Raw genomic sequence first — 23,314 nt, 5'->3', positions numbered from 1 at the left:
GAAAATGACAACATGGTTTATAGTTACATTATTTATTTTTGGTGCGATTAAAGTACTAGTTTCTAGTATGCCGACTTCTGTTGTAGAATCAATTATTAGTAGATTTGAATTGCATCAAAAACTTGAGGAAGAGAATACCACTATATTGATAGACGGAAAAAATATAGAGGGGGAAACGAAACTACAAGTTATTCATGAATTTAACGAAGCTCTATTTTTAGATAAACATTATTTTCCGCCGCACGGGGAAGGAACACCAATCGTTATTAACACGAAGAAAGGGAATAAAGAGGTTCGATTTTCTCTGTATAGTCATGAGGAACATGTTGATGTAATAAAGCAATATAAAAAGAAAATCGTTGCCTATCGTTTGCGTTCAAAACGCCTTCAAAATCCTACATCATTAGCAATAACTGAAGATTATGCTTAAAAAGAGATCGTTATAAAAACGGTCTCTTTATTAAAGCGGGTTATATAATTATTAAATTTTTATTCATATCGTAGTCCATTTGAAAGGGTATCAATAGCTTTCCAATCGTCAACAACAATTTGTTTATTATTTTTATGCATGATATTGTTAGCTATTAGTTTTTCAATGACTCGATTAAGATGACGGGTAGTTGTCCCGATTAATGAGGCTATTTCATGATGATCTTTAGTATGAATTTCGCGCCCAAATAAATTAGATGGATTTCGGGCTGTACATAAATAACTAGCAAAGCGTGTTTCCACAGAAGCTAGTAAATTGATACGTGAAGCTGTTGTGCAGGTTTGTAGTTTATAAGTGACGTGATGAATGAGTTCTTGAAGGAAGATTACATCTTGTAATAAGTAACTTGTTACATAATTTTTATCAATAAAAAGAAAATCCGTCTGTTGTTCGGAGGTTACATGAGATTGTATGTTTACGGACTGAATTAATTCAATATCTCCCATGATAGAAACGGCAGAACAAAATCTTAGTAATAATGCTTTACCTGTAATTACACTTGAAGTTATTTTTGTACGACCTGACATTTGAATATATAGGCCATCAATCATTTCGCCTTCGTGTAGTACAGTTTCTTTCGCTTCATATCTAAGGATCTTAAATGGATGATTGAATTGTTGGAATAGCTTTTTTATGTACTCGTTATTTAAGTAGCTTAATAATAAGGTATTATCTACAATATTTTGCATAATGTTTCTCCTTTTGGGACATCTGTCCTTTCTATTATAAAATAATTCATATACATTAAAAAGAAAGGAGTGATGTATATGAAATTTATTTTTGATATTGATGGTACTATTTGTTTTAAAGGGAACGCAGTAACGAAAGGGATAATTCACGCGCTAGACGTATGTCAAAGTAAAGGGCATGAGGTTATATTTGCATCAGCTAGACCGATTAGGGACTTATTACCGGTGCTACCAAATCATATGCATCATTATTCAATGATTGGTGGGAATGGGGCATTTATTGCAAAGGGAAAGGAGACTATTGAAGTTATAACTTTTGATCCAGGAACGGTAAGTGCTATACATTCAATAATAAAGAAACATAGCCTTTCATATTTGATAGATAGTCATTGGAATTATTCTTATACAGGAAGCGAGAATCATCCTATCTACAAAAACATAGATCCTAATCAATTGGCTAATAATGTACATATTGATGAAATTAAGGAAGTAGTGAAGGTGGTATTATTTCCTGACCATGTTCAAAAAGAATATATTATGAATATGTTAACAGAACTTCCTATACGTATTTATGAACATGATAATGAAGGGATTGTGGATATAAGCCCTGAGAATATTGATAAATGGGTAGGGTTACAACGATTGGGTATAAAAGAGAGAGAATTCGTAGTGTTTGGTAATGATTCGAACGATTTATCAATGTTTCTACACGCTAAGGAAAGCATTTGTGTTGGGAGTCATGAAGTATTATTGGGTCATGCATCCACATGTTTAAAAATAGATGAACAAAGTATTGTTAATAAAATAATTGAGTTATCCGAATTATATGCGTAATAAATATATGAAACATAATAAAAAAGAGTACGAAAAGGTTTGCTAGCCTTTTCGTACTCTTTTTTATTAATTATGAAATAATATACTTTCCAGATAAAAGAAAAGAAAATCATATAGCCAAATAAAGAATATGTATGATTCCAATCCAAACTATGAATAAAGAAACCGAATCTTTCAGAAATCTGTTCAAAAATGCTAGCACAAATACCTATTGAAATAATAAATAGAATTCTAGAAACTGTAGATAATGTTTTTGAAATTTGTATGAAAATCGTTGTTAAAATCGGTAGTACAAATAAAGTAAAGCCAATGTTAATTGAAAATATGGATGAGAAAGGTCTAACCGGAAAGGAATACATTTGTTTCGCAACAAAGAAAGCATCTAAGCAAGTTCCGATAATAGAAGAGAATAAGATTGTAATAACTAATGCGAAAAGGTTATTCTTCTTCTCGAAGGAGGACGTTTTTCTTTGCAAGAATTGCCAACTCAATTTTTTCGAGTGTTTTACAGTAGTCTTCTGTAATTTGTCCATGTATCCTTTCCTCCTTATCGGTTAAATAATGTATGACTTGCCAGTCGTTAAACCAATCTTCATGTTCTGTTTCTTCATGTTTCATATTTTTCCATGAATACATAAGTGCGGGGCTATATATACGGTGGGCATCACTTTTTAATTGGCATTTTTTTATTCTTCGTTTATAAAACTCTCTTGAAAAGGATTCATTCACACTTGAAAATAAATGTGGCCAATAATCTTTTCGTGATCCAGTATGTGGATGAGTGTCAGCCCATTGTAGTATACGAGCTAAAACGTGTTCATCATGAAACAATAATGTATATAATCGTTTTCCGAGCAAAATTCGTTCGTGTAAGGAAGTGAAATGTTTCATTGTATCACCAATTAATATTGTTTTTTGTTCAGTATTTTCTTCAGAGAAAGGGAAGAGAATATGATTAAATTGAAAGAAATCAAAAAGTTTAAATCCAATACTATTTAGTACATTTTTTTTGAAGTATTTATTTTGAATCACTCTTTTTTCTAAGTAGTTTTGTTCATTAATAATAGTCGCAATCGTTAATATTTGTTTGTTTCCAGTTTTCCAAAAAAAGTTCCACATTGTTTCCATGAATGTTGACACATTGAGGTGAGGGAGGAGATGAAAAAGATTTTTGTTTTTTTTAACACTCTGTTCATATAATAAAAATTGTGGATACACATCTTGAAAGATAAGCCAATTACCCCGTTCTAAAAAAGAAAAGAAAGTAAATTGATCTTTCTCAGATAACAATTTCGTATATAAATCCCCCTTTAAATCTGTCATGTTCCAACCGCCGTTCCGCGATACCATATGTCCAAGCAATGCCCAATGTATTTCAGGATATCTTTTGTAAAATTGATAGTAAGCACGAGTTCTTGTAACATTATTTTGATTCAATAATTTTGTTCTTTCTTTAATTGTATGTATGAATACTTTTTCTTCGTTCGAAAGGGGAGAAAGGAAGTTATTTACGTTGATGCATTTTTGTTTTAGCTCATTTTTTATTGAGAAGAGGGGTAGAGGAATGTTTTTGGAAAGTTTATGATTTGGATTGTCGTGTTGCATGTAAATCCCTCCTATTCAAGTCTGTTATCATAAATATATTAGTAACTACTTACATAAATGATATGTGAAGGAAATGAAAAATTGCAAAGTACAAAAAAGGAAAAAAGAGTCCGTCTCTTCTTTCCTTTTCTTGTATGTATTTACGCTACAGAGAATGAACACCTTTTTTGAGAAGAGTAGAAAATGAATCAGCATGAATAGGCTTGCTGTAGTAGTAGCCTTGAATAAATTGACAATTATTTTTTTGAAGGAAACGCACGTGTTCTTTCGTTTCTACACCTTCAGCGATAACTGACATTCCTAATGTATTTGCTAATGTGATGATCGTTTTAATAATTTCCATTCCATCGTCACATGTTTCAGACATTGTAATAAATTCTCTCGGGATTTTTAACGTATCGATTGGATATAAAGGTAAATAAGCTAGCGAAGAATAACCTGTGCCAAAGTCGTCAATTGAAATGTGAACGCCTAAACTCTTTAGTGTACGCAGTTTTATTAATGTTTCTCGCTCATCCATCATTGCAATTCGTTCTGTTAATTCAAGATCAAGAGAACTTGCTGGTAAACCTGTATTTGTTAATGTAGCAGAAATAGACTTTACAAAATCTTCTTGTTCAAATTCTTTAGCAGATAAATTTACGCCTATTTTTAAATGAGAATATCCGAGTGTATGCCAACGTTTCATTTGTTGACATGCTTGTTGTAATGTCCATTTTCCTATTGGAATGATTTGTAGTGTTTCTTCTGCAATCGGAATAAACTCGTATGGAGAAATAATACCTAATTCAGGATGATTCCACCTGATTAAAGCTTCAGCACCGATAATGTCATTAGATTCGCTATCAACTTGAGGTTGATATAAAAGGAACAATTCTTCATTTTGAATTGCATTTGGTAAATCTTTTTCTAATCGTAATCGTCTTTCAATTTTGTTTGCAATTACGTCATCATAAATAGAGACAGAATTAAGTTCTTTTGCTTTCGCATCATACATTGCAACATTAGCGTTTTTCAGAAGTGTAGCGGTATCGATTCCGGAATATGGATAAATAGCGATGCCAATACTTAGTGATAAACTTAATGTATGTTCATGTATGACAAACGATTTTTCCATGCATTCAAATAACTGGTTGCATAACTCGAATAAAGAATCTTCATCAGTATAGTTTTCAATTAAGACTGTAAACTCATCACCACCGATTCTTGACAGATGAGTATGTGATGGAAGACAGGATTGGAATCGCTTCGCTACTTCTTCTAATATGTAATCCCCTGCCGAATGTCCAAGTGTATCGTTAATTGCTTTAAAGCGATCTAAGTCCAAATATAATAATGCAAACTCGCTTTCTGTCGTTTTAGCATTTTTTATAATTCTTTTTAATTTCTTATGGAAAAAGGCACGGTTCCCAATTTTCGTTACAGTATCATGGAATGCTAAATATTTTATTTCTTCTTGTTGTTTTTTGAATACAGTAATATCCTTTACCATAATATAGCTTCCTAAAATTTGTCCATCTACCATGATAGGGACGATGGTAACGTATAAAAAATAAGTAAAGCCATTATTGTATTGAGAACGTAGTTGTAAAGAAGTAGGCTCCTGCTCTTTTACTTTTTCTAATGCGGATGATAATTTGTGTTTATCTTCGCTTAAGATAATAGAAAGACAAGGCTTGCCAAGCAATTCACTTGTAGAGACTCCAAGTAGCATACCTCCTGCTTTGTTCGCATTTAAGAAAATGCCATTTAAATCAATAGTAAAAATAGGATCGGGATGATATTCATATAATGATTCGAATTTTTGTTGTTTCTGAGATAAAGCTTCTGATTTTTGAACTAAGTCAGAAGTTCGTACAGCAACTTTTTCTTCTAATTGTGCATTAAAGAGTTGCAAACGTTCTGTTAAACTCTTGTTTTGCATACCTCCAATAGAATGGCGAATGAGTACGAAAACAAAAGTGATACAGTTTCCCGTAATAAGAATGGAAGAAGATGTTTGTTCTTTAAGGGTAAAGCCAATTAGAAATGTAACAGCAAGATATGGAAACGCGACTAAAACTTTTTTTCCTAGTATAGGGTTTACAATGAAATAGCTTGTATTATTCGTAAGACCGTTTGGAATAGAAGCAGCTATTGCAACAAGTAATAGTGGTATTCTATATAAAAGTCGTAATAATGCTACAGTGTCATGCGATAAATGAGTATTTAAATAAAAATAAATATAATTAAAAGCTGCAGAACTTATTAATACAAAAATAAAAATATATATTTTCCATTTCGACTTAAAAGCAGTTGGGCGAAAAATGAGACTAGCACCTAGTAGTAAAAAGAGTAGGTCTGCAATTGGATATAAAAATGAAAGGAAAATTTCCCCTATTGGTAGAGAGAAAATACTTAAATCTGGTTGATTAAATAAATACCATTCTAATGTGAGTATGGAAGCGAGTACTATACATATATCGCAAATAAAGAAAGCTTTTTCCCACTTATTACATTCCTTTAAAATCTTATAGCAAAAAGCGATAAGGAAGAAGAATAGAAATAGCATGTAAAATATATCTGAAAAAGTAAAGTGATGTACTGGGAATTGGAAAAATTCATGTTGAAACGTATATATTATTTTTCCTAATAAAAAACTGCCCATTGCGAAAGTAATACATAACCAAAAGAAATCAGTACAAACTTTTTTGGAATATAGAGAGTAAATTAATGATATGAATGCGATGCCTTCAACGATGAGAGAAGAGAAGCGTACATTGAAATCAGAAAAATGCACAGGGAACAAAAAGAAATATGTAAGACAATAGCTGGAATAGCAAAGTGTGGTTATTGTTAATATACGTAATTGTAAATTTTTATTTAACTGCAATAGAATCACCTTCTTAAAGTATACACTGTATTCATAATATCCATACGTAAGAATATTACTTGCAAATTGTATCAGATTTATTAGGAAAAATCATGCTTCTGAGTAAAGTAACGAAGAATGTAATGAATTTGTAATTGGGAAAATATCACAAAATAGTTTGATGAAAATTGAATGGAAGCTGTATATTAAATCATTTTTAAAATTGTAATGTTTTTTAGTGCTTTGCAAGTAAATATGCAAAATTGCATAAATATTACTTTCTATTTTATCCCATTTTAATGGGCAGTAAGACTCCCACCTCAAAATTCAGCGAAAGCAAAGAAGTTAGGTGGGGGTCGGGCTGCCCATAAAAGTCCGATTGGTGAGGGCTGATAATCAGTGGGGGATGAAGAAAATCCCCTCACTGATTAAAGTTTCACTTTATGGAAAATGTTTTTGTTATAAAGTATAAACTAAACTTTTGTATGCATCTATTCTCATACGAATGAGGGATTTCAAAAAGATGTTACGTATATACAATAGTACGTAAGCGTATATAAAACATTTAGTATGGGAGGAAAAGTATGAAGAATTGGGTGAAGTTTCGAATAGCACGTCCAACTAATCAGTTTGAAAAGGTGATAGAATTCTATGAAAAAGGATTGGGCTTAAAACGTATAGGTGAATTCTATAATCATGAAGGCTATGATGGGGTCATGTTTGGACTCCCAGGTGAAGAGTATCATTTAGAATTTACAAGACATATAGATGGGAGCCCATGTCCAGCTCCGACAAAAGATAATTTACTCGTATTTTATATGCATGAAGATAGTGAAATGAAAAAGGTGAGTAAAAGGTTGCATGCATTGGGATATGATGAAGTCGAACCAGAGAACCCATATTGGAAAGATAAGGGGATAACGATAGAGGATCCAGATGGCTGGAGAATTGTGTTGATGAAATTAGAAGAATAATGTGTAATTATGCTTGAAGTTCAAGTAGGAGGAAATACGTAAGAGAGCTTTCTTTTGAGGAGATACACTCATGGAAGGCTTTTTTTATTTGGAATCTGAAAAACAAAATTTGAAATTATATTCTGAAAAGTTATAAAATAAGAACGTGTATTCCTATGGGGGTGAGAGGGGTGCCTGTAAAGATGAATAGAACACTAGGGGGACTTTTTTATGATATGCCGGATTAAGGATGCAGAAATATATTATGAAATCATTGGCGAAGGAAAACCTGCCATTATTATACATGGCTGTGCACCTGATCATAGGTTAATGCAGAGGTGCATGGAATCAGTATTCGAAAAATATAAAGGTTACCAAAGAATATATATTGATTTACCTGGCATGGGGAAATCGAATGCTCCAGATTGGATAAATAGTTCAGATCATATGTTAGAACTGTTAATTGCATGTATTGAAAAAATTATTCCAACGAAAAACTTTTTATTAGTAGGGGAGTCCTATGGCGGATATTTAGCTCGAGGTATACTCACAAAGCTGTTTGAAAGAGTTAATGGATTACTATTAGTATGTCCTGTTGTTGTAGCGGAGCAAGAAAAAAGGATCCGCCCGAATAAACAGGTAATTGTACAAGATAAGGAGTTTTTAAATAAGCTTACTTCAACTGATAGAGAAGAATTTTGCGAGTTAGCAGTGGTCGCGAATGAATATACATATACGAGATTTAAAGAGGAGATTAAGCCGGGACTAGATATTGCTAATTATGAGTTTATTGAAAGGTTGCAAAAAAATTACTCTCTTACTATGAATTTTCGTCATATGAAATATGAGAAACCTGTTCTTTTACTAGCTGGAAGACAAGATATATCCGTAGGTTATCAAGATATTATAGAAATTATTGATGATTATCCAAGAGCGACATTAGCGGTGTTAGATATGGCAGGGCATAATTTACAAATTGAACAACCTGAATTGTTCGAGAGTTTAGTAGGAGAATGGATTAAACGGACAAATCAGCAAAGTTTATAAAATATGAATGAATTAATATTTTCGAGGAGGAAGTATGAATACATATATTTATATGGTTAGGCACGGTGAATCACCAAAATTAGAAGCGGGTGAAAGAACACGTGGATTAACTGAAAAGGGAAGTTTAGACGCTCATAGAGTAACAGAGATATTAAAAACAGAGGGAATCGATACTTTCATTTCAAGTCCGTATAAGAGAGCGGTATTAACGATAGAAAAAACAGCCGATTTCTATGAAAAAGAAATATTAATATATGAAAATCTTAAGGAGTGTATGTTTTCCAGTGGAGATCAAGTTATAGCAGATAAAGAAGTGTATCCACTTGTAAAGAAGATGTTCTCTAATCCGGACTTTGCACGAACGGAAGGAGAGTCATATGCGGATTGCCAAAGAAGGGTAGTGAAAGTATTAAAAGAAATCTTAATGGATTTTCAAGGACAAAAAATTATAATTGGTACACATGGACTTGTCATGACACTCATGATGAATTATTTTGATAAGCAATATGGTTTCGAATTTTTAATGAATACGTCAAAACCAGATATATATAAGATGGAGTTTAAAGAAGAACAATTAATGAATGTAGAGAGATTATGGAAAGCAGAATAAAATTGGTTGTATGGGCTTTATTGTAAAAGTTACTTTTATAGCAAAATCTTCTTATTTGAATAGAAAGTATTTTTATCAACTATTTTTAGAATGTTAAATCAATAAGTAATTATTCAGTTTCTGAATAATATAATTGAAAGTTGGTTTAAGTAAACAATTTTAAATGTGACAAAACTCCAAACGTTGGATTTATATTCAATAGGAGAAAAAGATGTAGAATTTTGTCTTACTGTCCTCGTTTACTTTTTATTTCATTACATATAGGCTTTGTGGTGTAAGGGGAGACATCACCTTTACGCAAAATCTATAAGGAGGTCATTGTAATGAAACAAATTAAAAAGTTTGCGGGAGTTGCTTTAGCGGGGACGATTGGATTAAGTGGACTACTGTTTTTAGAACCAAGTGTAAGCGCTGCGGAAGTACAGCAAGTGAAAGAGGAGAATTTCAATGCAATTGATGTATCGATGAATCTAAATGAATTATATGTATTAAGTGGCAGAAGCATTGATGTTCTTTCTGGAGATAAAGAAGCAATTCAGCTAAACAAATACACAATTCGTTTTAGTAAACCAGGGAAGTATGTTATTAGGGTGAATGGTTGTATTTATAATGATGTATATACTTTTATTGTGAATGAGTAGCATATATTCTTAAATTGTGAGATGAAAAAGAAACACCCTATTTGCGGTGAGAGCCGTAAATAGGGTGAATTTATTTGTATTAAGTTGTGTTTTATAAATTTTCATTAATTTGCTCTTTGTTTTTGTTTTGTAAAGTATGTAGGAGTGTTTGAAACATTTTAAATGATTGCTGGAAGATTGGACTTTGAATAAAAGTGTATAGAAAAGTTACGACAAAAACAGGGCCACCGAGCATAAATCCAATAACTAGTACAACGCATTCTACTATGATTCTAGCACGGCTAATAGATAGACCGGTTTTGTCGGAAATAGTAAGCATGAATCCATCACGAGGTCCAGCGCCGATTCCAGCCGCAACATACATACCTCCCCCGATACCTGTAATGGCAATGCCAGAAAATAAAATGAGTAAGTTTAACCATAAATAATCACTAGCGTTTGGAAGAATATTTGATTGTAAGAAAAAGTCCATAATCGGACCGATAAGTAGTGCATTTAAAAATGTTCCTACATTTATGTATTTTCGATCTACTAGTAAAGAAATGAGAACGAGACATAATCCACATACGACACTCCACGTACCAATAGTCCATCCAAACCTTTGGTAGAGAGCCATGTTTAAAACTTCCCAAGGATGTAAACCGAGAAATTTAACTTTTACTGCAAGAGCATTTCCAAGGCCGAAAAAAATTAATTCTAAGAAAAAAAGAAAATAGCGAAAGAGAGTTAGCCTCATTTTTAAAACCTCCCATATTGTATAATTATGTATATTACATGTAAGAGTTCTAATGTACAAATATTACGACTTTTCAGCTGGTATTTAAAATAGCTAAAATGCAAATGAAATATATGTATTCACAGTCAAAAAAGTTAAAATATTTCGTCTCAAGGATTATAATAGAGAAAGAAATATAAAAGGGAGTGAACGAGTTTGAAACAAGAACTTATTGAAAGATTTACGAGATATGTAAAAATTGATACGCAATCAAATGAAGAAAGTCATACAGTGCCAACAACACCTGGACAAATTGAATTTGGTAAGTTATTAGTGGAAGAGCTAAAAGAAATTGGGTTAACAGAAGTGACGATGGATGATAACGGTTATGTAATGGCAACACTTCCTGCTAATACGGATAAGGATGTTCCTGTAATTGGCTTTTTAGCACATTTAGATACGGCGACAGATTTTACAGGGAAAAATGTAAAACCACAAATTCATGAAAACTTTGACGGGAACGCAATTACGTTAAATGAAGAGCTAAATGTTGTGTTAACACCAGAGCAATTCCCAGAGTTACCATCTTATAAAGGTCATACGATTATTACAACGGATGGTACGACACTTCTTGGAGCAGATGATAAAGCTGGTTTGACAGAAATTATGGTTGCAATGAACTATTTAGTACATAATCCACAAATTAAGCATGGAAAAATAAGAGTTGCATTTACGCCGGATGAAGAAATTGGCCGTGGCCCAGCACATTTTGATGTAGAAGCGTTTGGTGCATCATTCGCTTATACGATGGATGGAGGTCCATTAGGTGGTTTAGAATATGAAAGCTTTAATGCTGCAGGTGCTAAGTTAACGTTTAACGGAACGAATACACATCCTGGAACAGCGAAAAATAAAATGCGTAACGCAACTAAACTTGCTATGGAGTTTAATGGGTATTTACCAGTAGAAGAGGCGCCGGAATATACTGAGGGCTATGAAGGATTCTATCATTTACTTTCTTTAAATGGTGATGTTGAGCAAAGTAAAGCGTATTATATTATTCGAGATTTTGATCGTGAAAATTTTGAAGCGCGTAAACATAACGTTGAAAATATTGTGAAGCAAATGCAAGAGAAGTATGGACAAGATGCAGTCGTTTTAGAAATGAATGATCAATACTATAACATGCTTGAAAAGATTGAACCAGTGAGAGAAATTGTTGATATTGCATATGAGGCAATGAAAAGTTTAAATATTGAACCAAACATTCATCCGATTCGCGGCGGGACAGATGGATCACAGTTATCATATATGGGATTACCAACGCCGAATATTTTCACAGGTGGTGAAAACTATCACGGTAAATTCGAGTATGTTTCGGTAGATGTTATGGAAAAAGCTGTTCAAGTTATTGTAGAGATTGCAAGACGATTTGAAGAACAAGCTTAAAAAAAGAACCAAGTAGTGCAGATGTGCTACTTGGTTTTTTAGTATAATACTCGCCACAAATAAAAAGTTGCGTAAGACTCCCAGTTCATCCAATTTGCCGCAAAATCTTTTATTTCCTGTTTAGTCGGTTTACTTTCGGAACCTGTTATATATTTAATTGCATTGTGCAAGCCAACATCGTCAATTGGAAAGGCAGAAGGAAAGCGTAAACAGCGCATTAAAACATAGTTGGCAGTCCACGGTCCTATACCATGTATAGCGGTTAATTGTTTTTCAGCTTGTTTCACATCTTGTATTTGCAGTAAAGATTCTTTTGATAGTTTTCCTTCTGTAATAAGCTTTGCAATACCGATTAAATATTCACATTTTCTAGTCGTCATTTTTAAGTTTTTGAGATCCTCTACATGTAAATTGGCAATCGTTTCAGGAGAAGGGAATATCCAATGTTTTCTATCGTTCCATTCTACATAATTTCCAAAGTGTTCGACTAATCTTCTTTTTAGCGTATAAGCATATGTGAGGTTAATTTGCTGACCGATAATTCCCCAGGAAAGTGCTTCAAATAAGTCTGGAATACCTAAAGTACGAAGTCCATAATATTGTTCAATTGGTCTTTGAAGGAGTACATCATGTTTAGCCAATGTATAAAAGGGAGCTAAATCAGTAGTTAAATCAAACCAATCCTTCACATAGTTAGCTACAGCTTCGTGTATCGATTCTTCAGATGTATATAATTCTTCTAAAAAACGTATTTGAATATGCCCATCTGTATTCATACTAATTGCAACTAAAGGATTTACATCGTGAACAGAGATAACTTTATAAATTTTGTTGTCTTCAATGTGAAACATACATTCATTGTTAGAACGTGATAGATAGCGTAAATTTTCTTGGAAACTAAATTCTGTTGGCACTGCTAAAGTTAATGCGTTACTATATTCTGCTGTCATAAGAATTCTACCTGCGACTTTTCTAATGTAAGCAATTCTTTCTTCATTTCTAATCCCCCTCTAAAGCCAGTTAGTTTCCCATTCTTTCCAATAACACGATGGCAAGGAATCGTAATAAGAAGTGGGTTAGCTGCAATAGCAGTAGCAACGGCACGCACCGCTTTAGATTTTTGAATTCTTTCGGCAATTTCTGTGTAAGAATATGTTTTCCCATAAGGAATTTCACGTACTGTATTCCAAACAGATAATTGAAATTCAGTTCCGTAAGCATCGATAGGAAATGCAAAAGTTTCTCGCTTGTTTTCTAAATACTCGATAATTTCTTTTGTATATACTTGTAAGTAATCTGGACTATGGATCAATATATGTTGGGGAAGCTTTTTTCTAGCCCATATATTTAATTCTTCAAAGGTCTCATCTTGTGATCCAATGAAACATAGTCCATTTTCAGTTGCAGCAATATGAAATTGCCAATTTTCATGTGTAAGTAGCGTCCAATATATATAATCATTTTTGTAGGAATTCATTATTGTAACCCTCTTTCATTTCATTCTTTTTTCGATATGCAGTAGGCGTAAATCCGGTTTTCTTTTTAAATAAAGTTGCGAAATATTCTGGGTTTTCTATCCCAACAGCATTACTAATTTCTTTAATGGATTGATTTGTTTGTAATAGTTGTTCTGCCGCTTTAACAATTCTGAACTGTTGTATATATTCTATAGGACTTATTCCTGTCGTTTTTTTGAAAGTGCGTTGTAAATGAAATGAGCTACCATGGCACATTTCCGCAAGTATGTCGAGAGTTAATAATTCATCAAAGTGTTTTTCGATATACTTTTTAATTTGTTCTACCCACTCTTCATTAGGTAAAGTGAGCCCATTTGGTTTACAACGTTTGCACGGGCGAAAATTTTCACTTAACGCTTGCTCTGCATGATGAAAAATTCGTACATTGTTTTTATTCGGTATTCTTGATTTGCATGATGGCCTGCAAAAGATTCCGGTTGATTTCACAGCATAAAAGAACTTGCTATCATAGGAAGAATCATTATGAATAATCGCTTGCCAATGCTCATTTGTTAACGTAACTCCTTCATTGTACAAAGAACATCACCTCTGAAATTAGTATAACCTGAATAAAGTGCGTATGTATGTATTCACAAATGTAAGAGCAAGATTACAAAGGTGAAAATATTGGATGGCGTTTAGATTATTTTGTTGTTTCCGAAAGAATGAAAGACAAAATAACAGAGGCGAAAATTAATAGTGAAGTAATGGAATCAGACCATGGCCCAGTTGAATTACATATAAATTTCTAAAAAAAGAAGTATCCCCCTAACATTAGGCGGATACTTCTTTTTTATTCATTTTGTTAAAATTTTTCAAATCTTTCTTGAAATAATTGCGTATTAAATATATACTTAGTAACGATAATCATTATCAATGAAAATAATTATCAATGGATGAGGTATAAAAGAATTATAGCTTAGGGGAAGTGAACGCGAATGAGTTCTGGATAGAATTATTAATCTAATGAAATATATGTAAGACAAGTTTCATATAGTTAAATTTTATTGAGAATATAGTTTTGAAAATTCGAGAGGAGATGTATAAAGATGAATAAGAAGTTATTTACATTAGGGATGGTTACAGTTTTAAGCGTAGGGCTAGTAGCATGTAATAGTGCAGATAAAACTTCAGGAGAAAAAACACAACAGACAAAGGCTAGTGAGACGAAAAAAGACGAAAAACGAAAAATTACATATTTAGGTAAAGAATATACAGTGCCAGCAAAAGTAGATAAAATTGCGACAGCTAGTTTAGAGTCAATGGAAGATGCGGCGGTACTTGGTATTAAGCCAGTAGGTGCAATTACTGTTGGTGGTAAATTACCGAAGTATCTTGAGAAAGATTTAGAGGGTGCAAAATCTGTTGGTGAGAAAATGGAACCAAATTTCGAAACATTACTTCAATTAAAGCCAGATGTTATTACATCAAGTACGAAATTCCCAGCAGAAACAGCTGAAAAATTTACGAAAGTAGCTCCTACATTCCCGGTATCACATGTTTCAACAAATTGGGAAGATAACTTAAAGTTAATGGGAGAATTAACTGGCAAAAAAGATAAAGCGGAAAAAATTATTAAAGATTACAATGCGGACGCTGAAAAAGCAAAAGCAAAACTAGGAGATAAGTTAAAAGACAAAAAAGTACTTGTTATTAGACTAAGGGCAAACGAATTATTCCTATATCCAGAAGGAGTATACTTCAACCCTGTAATTTATAAAGATCTTGGGCTAACTGCTCCAGAACAATTAAAAACTGTAAAAGCACAAGAGAAGATTTCATTTGAAAAACTTGCTGAACTTAACCCGGATTATATTTTCTTACAATATGAAACAACTGAAAATAAAAACCCGAAAGTGCTAGAAGAAATTGAAAGTAATCCAATTTGGCAAAGTATGAATGCTGCGAAAGAAAAGAAAGTATTTGTAAACGTTGTGGATCCAATGGCACAAGGTGGTACTGCTTGGAGTAAAACAGCATTCTTAAAAGAAGCAGTGAAAAATTTATCTAAATAATATTTTAAGTAAGGTGCGTTGAATGATATGCAGAAAACAAATGCAGTACCAGTAACCATATTATGTATAGCACCCATACTCATCTTATTTACAGTTATACTTTCTATTTTGTATGGGGCGAAAAGTATTGATGCTGAAACGGTGTGGAACGCATTATTTCATTTTGATTCAAGTGATGTAAATCATAATATCATTATTACTTCACGTTTACCAAGGGTAGTTGCAGCTCTTTTAGTTGGAGCATTTCTAGCCATATCAGGAGCACTTATGCAGGGGATGACAAGAAACTATCTTGCATCCCCTTCTATTATGGGTGTGACGGATGGGGCAGCTTTTGTTATTACACTTTGTATGATTTTTCTTCCAGGAATGTCATCGATTGGTATGGTTGTATGTTCAATGATTGGTTCTGCATTAGGAGCCGGTATCGTATTTGGTTTTGGTTCACTCCTTCAAAATGGCTTATCGCCAGTTAGGTTGGCAATTATCGGAACGGTTATTGGAACATTTTTAAGTAGTGTATCGGCCGCGATGGCTTCATATTTCCAAATTTCTCAAAATGTTAGTTTTTGGTTTAATGCAAAGTTAGATCAAGTTGATCCTAATATAATTAAAATCACAATACCTTTTGGGGTAATTGGAATAGTTTTAGCACTGTTAATATCAAAATCTATTACGATTCTTTCTTTAGGAGAAGAAGTTTCTATTAACCTAGGGCAGCGTACAAAACTAGTTAAAGCAATGGCTATTTTATCAGTAATCTTTTTAACAGGAACAGCAGTTGCTTTAGTGGGGAAAGTAGGTTTTGTAGGTTTAATTATTCCGCACATTACTCGCTTTATAATTGGAGTAGATTATAAGTGGATTTTACCATGTGCAGGCGTTATTGGCGGCGTTTTTCTAGCGTTATGTGACGTTTTAAGTAGATTTGTAAATTATCCATTTGAAACGCCGATTGGAGTCGTAACATCTTTAATTGGAATTCCTTTCTTCCTGTATTTAATCCGGACAAGAGGAGGAGAGAGACATGCTTAAAAGCTCAAATCAACGTTTCGGAATGACGATGGGGATACTTATATTTTTAATACTATGTGCTATTTATATTAGTTTAACGAATGGTACGTTTGATATTACGATTACAGATGTATTTAAAACACTCTTTAGAATAGATCCAGTACCAGACCATGATTTAGTTATTTTTGAGTTCCGTCTCCCGCGCATCATAATTGCTGGATTAGTAGGATTAGGTCTCGGTGTTGCAGGTGCTGTTATTCAAGGGATTACGAGAAATGGATTGGCAGACCCAGGTATTTTAGGAGTTAATGCCGGAGCAGGAACAGCAATCGTCATTTTTATGTTTTTCTTCCAAGGACAATTAAAAAGCACAGACTGGGTTTCTATTATGATGATGCCAATGTTTGGTTTAGTAGGTGGATTAGGTGCAGCTATCATCATTTATCTGTTTTCTTGGAAAAACGGTAAGTTAGATTCGCAGCGACTTTTATTAACAGGGATTGCAATTGGATCAGGATTCGGGGCATTTTCTATGTATTTATCACTCAAAATGAAATCAACTGATTTTGAAATGGCTGCAGTATGGGTGTCCGGAAGTATATATAGTGCAAACTGGAAGTACATTATTGCCATGTTGCCGTGGCTTATCATATTAATTCCTCTCATACAAAAGAAAGCTTATTTATTAGATTTATTTCAGTTGGAAGAAACGAGTATTACAAGTTTAGGGGTTTCAGTAGAAAGAGAGAAATCTATTTTACTATTAAGTAGTATCGGACTTGTGAGCGCTTGTGTTGCAGTTTCAGGAAGTATCGGTTTCATTGGACTAATGGCACCACATATAGCGAAAAGACTTGTCGGTATTCAGCATAAGCATATCATTCCTACGTGCGGAGTAATCGGAATGTTTCTTGTAATTGCTTCAGACTTTATTGCAAAAACAGTTTTCACACCTGTAGAGTTACCAGTTGGAATCGTTATTTCTATTGTCGGTGTACCGTATTTCTTATATTTACTTTATAAGGCGAAAGCGTAAGAGGAGGAATAAAAGTGAGTATTTTAAGTGCAAAAAATTTAGAAACGAGTTATGAAAAGCTTACAGTGTTTCGCGATTTAAATGTGGAAATACAAGAAGGAAAAGTAACGACAATTATAGGGCCAAACGGGTGCGGTAAATCAACATTGTTAAAAACAATGGGAAGAATTTTAAAGCAAAAGAGTGGTAAAGTATATTTGCAAGGGCAAGATCTAAATACAATTCCAACGAAAGAAATTGCGAAGCAGTTAGCTTTACTTCCGCAAACTCCAATTGCGCCAGGAGAGCTTAAAGTAGAAGAATTAATTTCTTATGGACGTTATCCACATCGAAATAATGTAAATAAGTTAACTTCAAAAGATAAAGAAATGATTGACTGGGCATTAGATATAACGAAAACTTCTGCATTTCGAACGAGACAAATTGCAAATTTATCAGGTGGTCAACGACAAAAGGTATGGCTAGCAATGGCTTTAGCACAAGAGACAGAAGTGTTGCTACTAGATGAACCAACTACATATCTTGATATGTCTCATCAATTAGATGTATTACAAATTGTGGAGAAGTTAAATAAAGAACATAATTGTACGGTCGTTATGGTACTACATGATATTAACCATGCAGCAAGGTTTTCAGATGAAATTATTGCAATGAAGGAAGGGGAAATTGTTACAACTGGTAGTCCAGAAGAGATTATTACAAATGAAGTATTAAAAGAAGTATTTCATATTGATGCGCGTGTCATGATCGATCCGTATAACGGGGCTCCTGTTTGCTTCGGTTATGATAGCGTTGTATCTCAAGAAGAAAAAGTAGAAATATATGTAACAAGTTAAAAGGGGGGATATAGGGTGAATACTGCTATTGAAAAACAGCAGATTAAAACATCTAATACAGAACAGTGGAACATGTATTCAAAATTAGAAGGTAACGAGTATCAAATTTATATTTCAAAGCCGAGGCAGCCAGCACCCGAGTCAGGGTATCCTGTTATATACGTATTAGACGGCAATGCCTTTTTTCAAACATTCCATGAAGCTGTTAAAATACAATCAGTTAGAGCAGAAAAAACAGGTGTTTTACCAGCCATTATAGTAGGTATTGGTTATCCGATTGAAGGGGCATTTTCAGGTGAAGAAAGATGCTATGATTTTACGCCTAGCGTAATTTCAAATGATGCACCTTTAAAGCCAGACGGTAAACCGTGGCCTAAAACAGGAGGAGCACATCATTTTTTTACTTTTATTGAAGAAGAATTAAAGCCGCAAATTGAAAAGAATTTTGAAATTGATAAAGGAAAGCAAACACTATTTGGGCATTCTTTAGGTGGTCTATTTGCTTTACATATATTATTTACAAATCTAAATGCTTTTCAAAATTATTTTATAAGTAGCCCGTCGATTTGGTGGAATAACCAATCTGTGCTTGAAAAAGAAGAGAATCTTATAAGTGAATTAAACAATGCAAAGGTTAAAACAGGAGTATTTCTTACAGTGGGTTCACTAGAACGAGAGCATATGGTTGTAGGGGCAAAGGAATTATCAGAGCGCCTTTTCCAAGTGAAACACGATCAGTTTAGATTTACGTTTTATGAAGCTGAAGGGGAGAATCACGCGTCTGTTGTGCCGACTTCTTTAAGTAAAGGATTGAGGTTTGTTAGTCACATATAGAAGAGGGAAAAGGTAAGCGATTGCTTACCTTTTTTTCATTATTGTTTAAAAGCAACGTATCCATCAATTAAAAAGCTAGTGAGAAAGCGAGTAATTTAATATAAACGAGAAACATTCAAATGAATATTTGAATGTTTCTCGTTTATAAGGTATACTACATACATAATCAAATATATATTTGAACAAGAGGTGTTACATATGAAGGAAGAACATTGTGAACTTTGTTATCATGATGAGCAAAAAGTAAAACATGCAAGTGATATGCTAGAGAAAGAAAATATAAGTAGTGTAGCAAAAATGTTTAAGGCACTTGCAGATGAAACACGTTTAAAAATTGCTTATGCGTTGTATACAGAAAAGGAACTTTGCGTACGCGATGTCGCAAGTATTATTCATAGTAGTATTGCAACAGCATCACACCACTTAAGACTATTACAAACGATAGGATTAGCGAAAAAGCGTAAAGAGGGGAAACTTGTTTTTTATTCATTAGATGACTCCCACGTAAATGGATTAATTGAATTAGCGTTTAGTCATAGTAGTGAAATAAGCAAAAAAGAACTAAATATGTAACAATGCATTTTCATAAAGATACTTCTTTATGAAAATGCAACTTTCAAGGGAGAGGGGATAATAAGTATGGTAAAGTTAGTTTTAATACGACATGGACAAAGTGAATGGAATGTTGAAAATCGGTTTACAGGTTGGACGGATGTTGATTTATCTAGTAAAGGTTTGGAAGAAGCAAGAGAAGCCGGAGTAATGCTGAAAGCTAGTGGTTTCTCATTTGATATCGCATATACATCTGTTTTGAGAAGAGCGATGCGTACTTTATGGATTACTCTCGAAGAAATGGATTTGATGTGGATACCTGTTTATAAAACATGGAAATTAAATGAGCGACATTACGGTGCACTTCAAGGGTTAAATAAGGAAGAGACAGCAAGAAAATATGGCGATGAACAAGTAACCTTATGGAGACGTTCAACAAATGTACGCCCACCAGCACTTACAAAAGATGATGAAAGATATGAAGCAGCACATCCGAAATATAGAGATATAAAAGATTATGAGTTCCCTCTTACAGAAGACCTAGAAGATACAGAGAAACGAGTTGTTTCATATTGGAATGAAGAGATAGCTCCTAACGTAAAAGCTGGTAAACAAGTAATTATTGCAGCCCATGGAAATACAATACGTGCTTTAGTAAAACATTTAGATCAAATTTCAGATAAAGATATAGAAAATGTAAACATTCCAACAGGAACACCATTAGTTTATGAATTGGATAACGATTTAAAACCGATAGGCCATTATTATTTAAATAGGGAAATAGAAACTTTAGAAGAAAAACAGGTGTGAAATAAACGATTTATAATACCCTACCTATGTATTGTATATTAACAATGGGGGTGATTAATAGTGTTACATTATACGGTCGTAAATAAAAAGAATTGTAAGTCATGTGGATTATGTACTTCTATAGCACCTGATATATATCAATTAGACGGAAGGGGGAAATCATTTGGTGTATTAGATAACAATCAAGGAATAGTGGGTATACCAAAAATTTTCTTGCAAGCAATGTTGGCGGCAAGTGACGGCTGCCCAACAAGTTCAATTCAGGTCAAAAAAGAGCCATTTATCCCACTTTAATGGGCAGTAAGACCCCCACTAATTGAAGTTTCACTTTATAAAGAAAGACAAAATTAAAAGGAGGCATTTATATGGGACATCATCACGGTCACCAACATCATGGACATGCTCATGGGCATTCACATGGACATCATCATTTTGAGGAAAGCAGGAAAGGAAATAGAAAAGGATTAATTACAGCTTTAGTAATTACAGCAACTATTATGTTCCTTGAATTTTTCGGGGGACTAGTCACAAATAGTTTGGCCTTATTATCTGATTCAGGCCATATGTTAAGTGATACAAGTTCATTATTATTAAGTTTAATTGCTATTGGATTGGCAGCTAGAACAGTTACTTCTAAAAAAACGTATGGATATTATCGTTTTGAGATTTTAGCAGCATTAATTAATGGAGTTACGTTATTTGTTGTAGCGGGGCTTATCGTATGGGAAGCAGTTGGTCGTTTTTTTGAACCACCAACTGTTGCAGGTGGTCCAATGATGTTAATCGCATCAATTGGTTTACTAGCAAATTTAATTAGTGCCTGGGCACTTATGAGACAAGGTGATGTGAAAAATAATGTGAATTTACGTAGCGCGTATTTACATGTTCTTGGAGATGCTTTAGGATCAGTGGGAGCGTTAGTAGCTGGTGTACTTATGTCATTATTCTCATGGTATATTGCAGATCCAATTATTTCAGTAGTTGTTGCTTTATTAATTTTAAAGAGCGCGTGGGGAGTAACAAAACATTCCATTCATATACTTATGGAGGGTACACCCGTTGCAATTGAACTAGAGAAAGTAAAACAAGCGATTAAAGGAGTAAAAGGTGTACGTGATTTACATGATCTTCATATTTGGACAATTACATCTGGATTAGATGCATTAAGCGTCCATGTAATGATTGATAAAAAACAGGATGATCAAGAAGTACTTCAAAATATTATTGATACGTTAAAACAAGAGTTTCATATTGAACATGCTACCATTCAAATTGAAACACTTACTATTAAACATAATGAAATGATCGTCTAATTAAATGTAAGCAAAAGGCTATGGGGAAATTCTCCATAGCCTTTTGTTTGCGTAAGTAGAATTGTCCTTTTTGAAAGTTTTGTTTCAATTTTTCGTCTAAAGAGACAAAAAGTTGTCACAATTCGTTCACAATTAGCATAAACATAAAATAGACGAAATGAACTTATTTCCGAAAAGGCTTGGTTCATTCCAATTATGATTCGTAGAGCTGAAAAAGCACGGATGAAAAGTTCACTATATTCTCAAGGAGGTAGATCGTATGAAAACTATTCTTGCTATTGCTGGGCTTATTTGGGTTTTATCACATGGCATTCCAATTTATGAAGGAGAACAAATTCGCAGTGCTCTGAATAAAAATTTTAATGAATATCATATTATTGATCGGCAAGATAACGTTGTGACTGTTCGTGTAAATGACTGTTTTCATACGGTAACCGTTGAAGGAACTTCAGTAGTGAATGATACAAAAGTATGTGATCAGCAATAATTATATATAGGAAGAAAAAGTCTCAATTTACATGTGTGAAGATTGAGGCTTTTATATTTGGGAATGAATAATAAGCGGGGATGGAAAATCCCCGCTTATTATTGTTTTTTGAAAAAAGGAAAGGGTATAATGAAAATTGAGACTGAGAAGCTAACAATGTATTAAAAATAATCATAAAGTGGAAATATACTCATATGGGGTATCATGCATAGATATTTAATGCTATAATTGGTATACTCGTAAAAGTAATTGTTTTATTGGATGAAGAGAAACTTTAAGAAGGTGATAATATGGGGCATAAAGAGCATGAAGCAGTAACACATAGATCAGAAAAAGAAAAAGAGCAAATTATAAATAGATTAAAGAGAATTGAAGGGCAAGTTCGGGGTATTCAAAATATGATTGAAAACGATCGGTATTGCGTGGATATTTTAGTGCAAATTTCAGCGATTAATGCAGCAATGAAAAAAGTAGGAATGGGTGTATTAAAAAACCATACAAGTCATTGTGTTTCAGGTGCAATTAAAGATGGTAATGGTGACGAAGCAATTGAAGAATTAATGACAGTATTTGAACGTTTTTCAAAAGCGTAAAAACAAGCTAGTACGTAACTGGCTTGTTTTTTGTTTACTTTCATATAAGGTTTCGGGGTATTGATGTGAAAAAGTGTATGTAAAATAAACTTTTAGAAAATAATTGAAAAATCATGATACAAAACTATTGATTACCTTAGGGGGGTATGGTAATATGTAATTGTGATTAACAAACAATAAAGAAACAAGAGGAGGATTTTAAATGGAACAGTTAACATTACAAGTTGAAGGTATGTCTTGTGGACATTGTGTAAATGCTATTGAAAGTAGTGTGAAAGAACTAGATGGCGTTGATCAAGTAAAAGTTCAATTAGCAGAAGGAACTGTTGAAGTTACTATCGACTCGTCAGTTGTAACATTAAAAGATATCATTGCTGTAATTGAAGATCAAGGATACGATGTTCAATAATTATTTTTAGATAT

Annotated in this window: 26 protein-coding genes and 2 pseudogenes; 20 read left to right on the top strand and 8 right to left on the bottom strand. The window is 33.3% G+C overall.

All coding sequences use genetic code 11. The features are described from left to right. The first annotated feature begins 4 nt into the window (after window positions 1-4). Window positions 5-430, top strand: coding sequence for a YfmQ family protein (locus PDQ68_RS05655; protein ID WP_000214612.1), 426 nt, complete (start codon window positions 5-7; stop codon window positions 428-430). A 59-nt stretch (window positions 431-489) separates the two neighbouring features. Here PDQ68_RS05655 and PDQ68_RS05650 read toward each other — a convergent pair whose 3' ends face one another. Beyond that, window positions 490-1,179, bottom strand: a complete 690-nt coding sequence (locus PDQ68_RS05650; RefSeq protein WP_001179788.1) for a Crp/Fnr family transcriptional regulator — start codon at window positions 1,177-1,179, stop codon at window positions 490-492. A gap of 78 nt (window positions 1,180-1,257) precedes the next feature. On the opposite strand from PDQ68_RS05650, the gene PDQ68_RS05645 reads away from it, so the two are divergent. Beyond that, a complete protein-coding gene (locus tag PDQ68_RS05645; protein ID WP_000668601.1) occupies window positions 1,258-2,013 on the top strand; it encodes an HAD-IIB family hydrolase in 756 nt (251 codons plus the stop codon). A 71-nt stretch (window positions 2,014-2,084) separates the two neighbouring features. Here PDQ68_RS05645 and PDQ68_RS05640 read toward each other — a convergent pair. The 3 genes and pseudogenes from PDQ68_RS05640 to PDQ68_RS05630 all read right to left on the bottom strand — a co-directional run. Further along, a pseudogene (locus PDQ68_RS05640) lies at window positions 2,085-2,546 on the bottom strand (CBO0543 family protein); the annotation flags it as partial. Further along, the gene (locus tag PDQ68_RS05635; RefSeq protein WP_061183114.1) at window positions 2,452-3,618 is read right to left on the bottom strand and encodes a DUF2515 domain-containing protein; all 1,167 of its coding nucleotides are present in this window, start codon (window positions 3,616-3,618) and stop codon (window positions 2,452-2,454) included. The gene PDQ68_RS05635 and the pseudogene PDQ68_RS05640, both read right to left, overlap by 95 nt. Before the next feature lie 145 nt (window positions 3,619-3,763). Next, window positions 3,764-6,490 (bottom strand): sensor domain-containing protein, encoded by a 2,727-nt coding sequence (locus tag PDQ68_RS05630; RefSeq protein ID WP_016718285.1) that lies wholly within the window; start codon window positions 6,488-6,490, stop codon window positions 3,764-3,766. A gap of 563 nt (window positions 6,491-7,053) precedes the next feature. Here PDQ68_RS05630 and PDQ68_RS05625 point away from each other — a divergent pair. From PDQ68_RS05625 to PDQ68_RS05610, 4 genes are all read left to right on the top strand, one after another. Then, a complete protein-coding gene (locus PDQ68_RS05625) occupies window positions 7,054-7,443 on the top strand; it encodes a VOC family protein (protein ID WP_061183113.1) in 390 nt (129 codons plus the stop codon). Window positions 7,444-7,653: 210 nt separating this feature from the next. Further along, window positions 7,654-8,469: an alpha/beta fold hydrolase gene (locus PDQ68_RS05620; RefSeq protein WP_016718283.1), complete on the top strand. Its 816-nt coding sequence runs from the start codon at window positions 7,654-7,656 to the stop codon at window positions 8,467-8,469. 34 nt (window positions 8,470-8,503) lie between these two features. Next, window positions 8,504-9,079 (top strand): histidine phosphatase family protein, encoded by a 576-nt coding sequence (locus tag PDQ68_RS05615; protein ID WP_061183112.1) that lies wholly within the window; start codon window positions 8,504-8,506, stop codon window positions 9,077-9,079. A 323-nt stretch (window positions 9,080-9,402) separates the two neighbouring features. Then, on the top strand, window positions 9,403-9,720 hold the full coding sequence (locus tag PDQ68_RS05610; RefSeq protein WP_016718281.1) for a hypothetical protein: 318 nt from the start codon (window positions 9,403-9,405) through the stop codon (window positions 9,718-9,720). Window positions 9,721-9,811: 91 nt separating this feature from the next. On the opposite strand, the gene PDQ68_RS05605 is transcribed toward PDQ68_RS05610, so the two are convergent. After that, entirely contained in the window at window positions 9,812-10,456 is a 645-nt protein-coding gene (locus PDQ68_RS05605) for a YczE/YyaS/YitT family protein (protein WP_270786612.1), read from the bottom strand. Between the two features lie 195 nt (window positions 10,457-10,651). On the opposite strand from PDQ68_RS05605, the gene pepT reads away from it, so the two are divergent. Next, window positions 10,652-11,884 (top strand): peptidase T, encoded by a 1,233-nt coding sequence (gene pepT, locus PDQ68_RS05600; protein ID WP_000807021.1) that lies wholly within the window; start codon window positions 10,652-10,654, stop codon window positions 11,882-11,884. A 38-nt stretch (window positions 11,885-11,922) separates the two neighbouring features. Here pepT and PDQ68_RS05595 read toward each other — a convergent pair whose 3' ends face one another. The 3 genes from PDQ68_RS05595 to PDQ68_RS05585 are packed head-to-tail and all read right to left on the bottom strand — an operon-like array spanning window position 11,923 to window position 13,938. Further along, the gene (locus tag PDQ68_RS05595; RefSeq protein WP_000123529.1) at window positions 11,923-12,834 is read right to left on the bottom strand and encodes a DNA-3-methyladenine glycosylase family protein; all 912 of its coding nucleotides are present in this window, start codon (window positions 12,832-12,834) and stop codon (window positions 11,923-11,925) included. Then, window positions 12,831-13,361, bottom strand: a complete 531-nt coding sequence (locus PDQ68_RS05590; RefSeq protein WP_001089810.1) for a methylated-DNA--[protein]-cysteine S-methyltransferase — start codon at window positions 13,359-13,361, stop codon at window positions 12,831-12,833. The genes PDQ68_RS05595 and PDQ68_RS05590 overlap by 4 nt, the downstream gene beginning before the upstream one ends. Next, window positions 13,342-13,938, bottom strand: a complete 597-nt coding sequence (locus tag PDQ68_RS05585) for a bifunctional transcriptional activator/DNA repair enzyme AdaA (RefSeq protein WP_000282156.1) — start codon at window positions 13,936-13,938, stop codon at window positions 13,342-13,344. The genes PDQ68_RS05590 and PDQ68_RS05585 overlap by 20 nt, the downstream gene beginning before the upstream one ends. Before the next feature lie 77 nt (window positions 13,939-14,015). On the opposite strand from PDQ68_RS05585, the pseudogene PDQ68_RS05580 reads away from it, so the two are divergent. The 13 genes and pseudogenes from PDQ68_RS05580 to copZ all read left to right on the top strand — a co-directional run. Then, window positions 14,016-14,153: pseudogene (locus PDQ68_RS05580) on the top strand (exodeoxyribonuclease III); the annotation flags it as partial. Window positions 14,154-14,450: 297 nt separating this feature from the next. Further along, window positions 14,451-15,416, top strand: a complete 966-nt coding sequence (locus PDQ68_RS05575) for an iron-hydroxamate ABC transporter substrate-binding protein (protein WP_001035516.1) — start codon at window positions 14,451-14,453, stop codon at window positions 15,414-15,416. Between the two features lie 27 nt (window positions 15,417-15,443). Beyond that, window positions 15,444-16,451: a FecCD family ABC transporter permease gene (locus PDQ68_RS05570; RefSeq protein ID WP_001173062.1), complete on the top strand. Its 1,008-nt coding sequence runs from the start codon at window positions 15,444-15,446 to the stop codon at window positions 16,449-16,451. After that, a complete protein-coding gene (locus PDQ68_RS05565) occupies window positions 16,444-17,466 on the top strand; it encodes a FecCD family ABC transporter permease (protein WP_061183110.1) in 1,023 nt (340 codons plus the stop codon). Before PDQ68_RS05570 ends, PDQ68_RS05565 begins: the two co-directional genes overlap by 8 nt. A 14-nt stretch (window positions 17,467-17,480) precedes the next feature. Next, complete coding sequence (locus PDQ68_RS05560) at window positions 17,481-18,302, top strand: ABC transporter ATP-binding protein (protein ID WP_000025777.1); 822 nt, start codon at window positions 17,481-17,483, stop codon at window positions 18,300-18,302. A gap of 15 nt (window positions 18,303-18,317) precedes the next feature. Next, window positions 18,318-19,136 carry an alpha/beta hydrolase gene (locus tag PDQ68_RS05555; protein WP_061183109.1) on the top strand — a complete coding sequence of 273 codons (819 nt, stop codon included), beginning with the start codon at window positions 18,318-18,320 and terminating at the stop codon, window positions 19,134-19,136. Window positions 19,137-19,334: 198 nt separating this feature from the next. Further along, window positions 19,335-19,709: an ArsR/SmtB family transcription factor gene (locus PDQ68_RS05550; protein ID WP_000656811.1), complete on the top strand. Its 375-nt coding sequence runs from the start codon at window positions 19,335-19,337 to the stop codon at window positions 19,707-19,709. 66 nt (window positions 19,710-19,775) lie between these two features. Then, the gene (gene gpmA, locus PDQ68_RS05545) at window positions 19,776-20,498 is read left to right on the top strand and encodes a 2,3-diphosphoglycerate-dependent phosphoglycerate mutase (RefSeq protein WP_000240143.1); all 723 of its coding nucleotides are present in this window, start codon (window positions 19,776-19,778) and stop codon (window positions 20,496-20,498) included. Between the two features lie 60 nt (window positions 20,499-20,558). Then, window positions 20,559-20,792, top strand: a complete 234-nt coding sequence (locus PDQ68_RS05540; protein WP_061183108.1) for a ferredoxin — start codon at window positions 20,559-20,561, stop codon at window positions 20,790-20,792. Between the two features lie 71 nt (window positions 20,793-20,863). Continuing rightward, window positions 20,864-21,811 carry a cation diffusion facilitator family transporter gene (locus PDQ68_RS05535; RefSeq protein WP_061183107.1) on the top strand — a complete coding sequence of 316 codons (948 nt, stop codon included), beginning with the start codon at window positions 20,864-20,866 and terminating at the stop codon, window positions 21,809-21,811. A gap of 259 nt (window positions 21,812-22,070) precedes the next feature. Continuing rightward, window positions 22,071-22,298 carry a hypothetical protein gene (locus PDQ68_RS05530; protein WP_000849103.1) on the top strand — a complete coding sequence of 76 codons (228 nt, stop codon included), beginning with the start codon at window positions 22,071-22,073 and terminating at the stop codon, window positions 22,296-22,298. Between the two features lie 290 nt (window positions 22,299-22,588). Further along, window positions 22,589-22,891, top strand: coding sequence for a metal-sensing transcriptional repressor (locus PDQ68_RS05525; protein WP_000509876.1), 303 nt, complete (start codon window positions 22,589-22,591; stop codon window positions 22,889-22,891). A gap of 202 nt (window positions 22,892-23,093) precedes the next feature. Then, window positions 23,094-23,300, top strand: a complete 207-nt coding sequence (copZ, locus tag PDQ68_RS05520; protein ID WP_061183106.1) for a copper chaperone CopZ — start codon at window positions 23,094-23,096, stop codon at window positions 23,298-23,300. The last annotated feature ends 14 nt before the right edge of the window (window positions 23,301-23,314 follow it).

The sequence above is a fragment of the Bacillus cereus group sp. Bc010 genome, from assembly GCF_027716745.1.
Classification (GTDB): Bacteria; Bacillota; Bacilli; order Bacillales; family Bacillaceae_G; genus Bacillus_A; species Bacillus_A pacificus.
The sequence above is the reverse complement of the archived record's forward strand: the minus strand, read 5'-3'. Positions and strand labels throughout refer to the sequence as shown.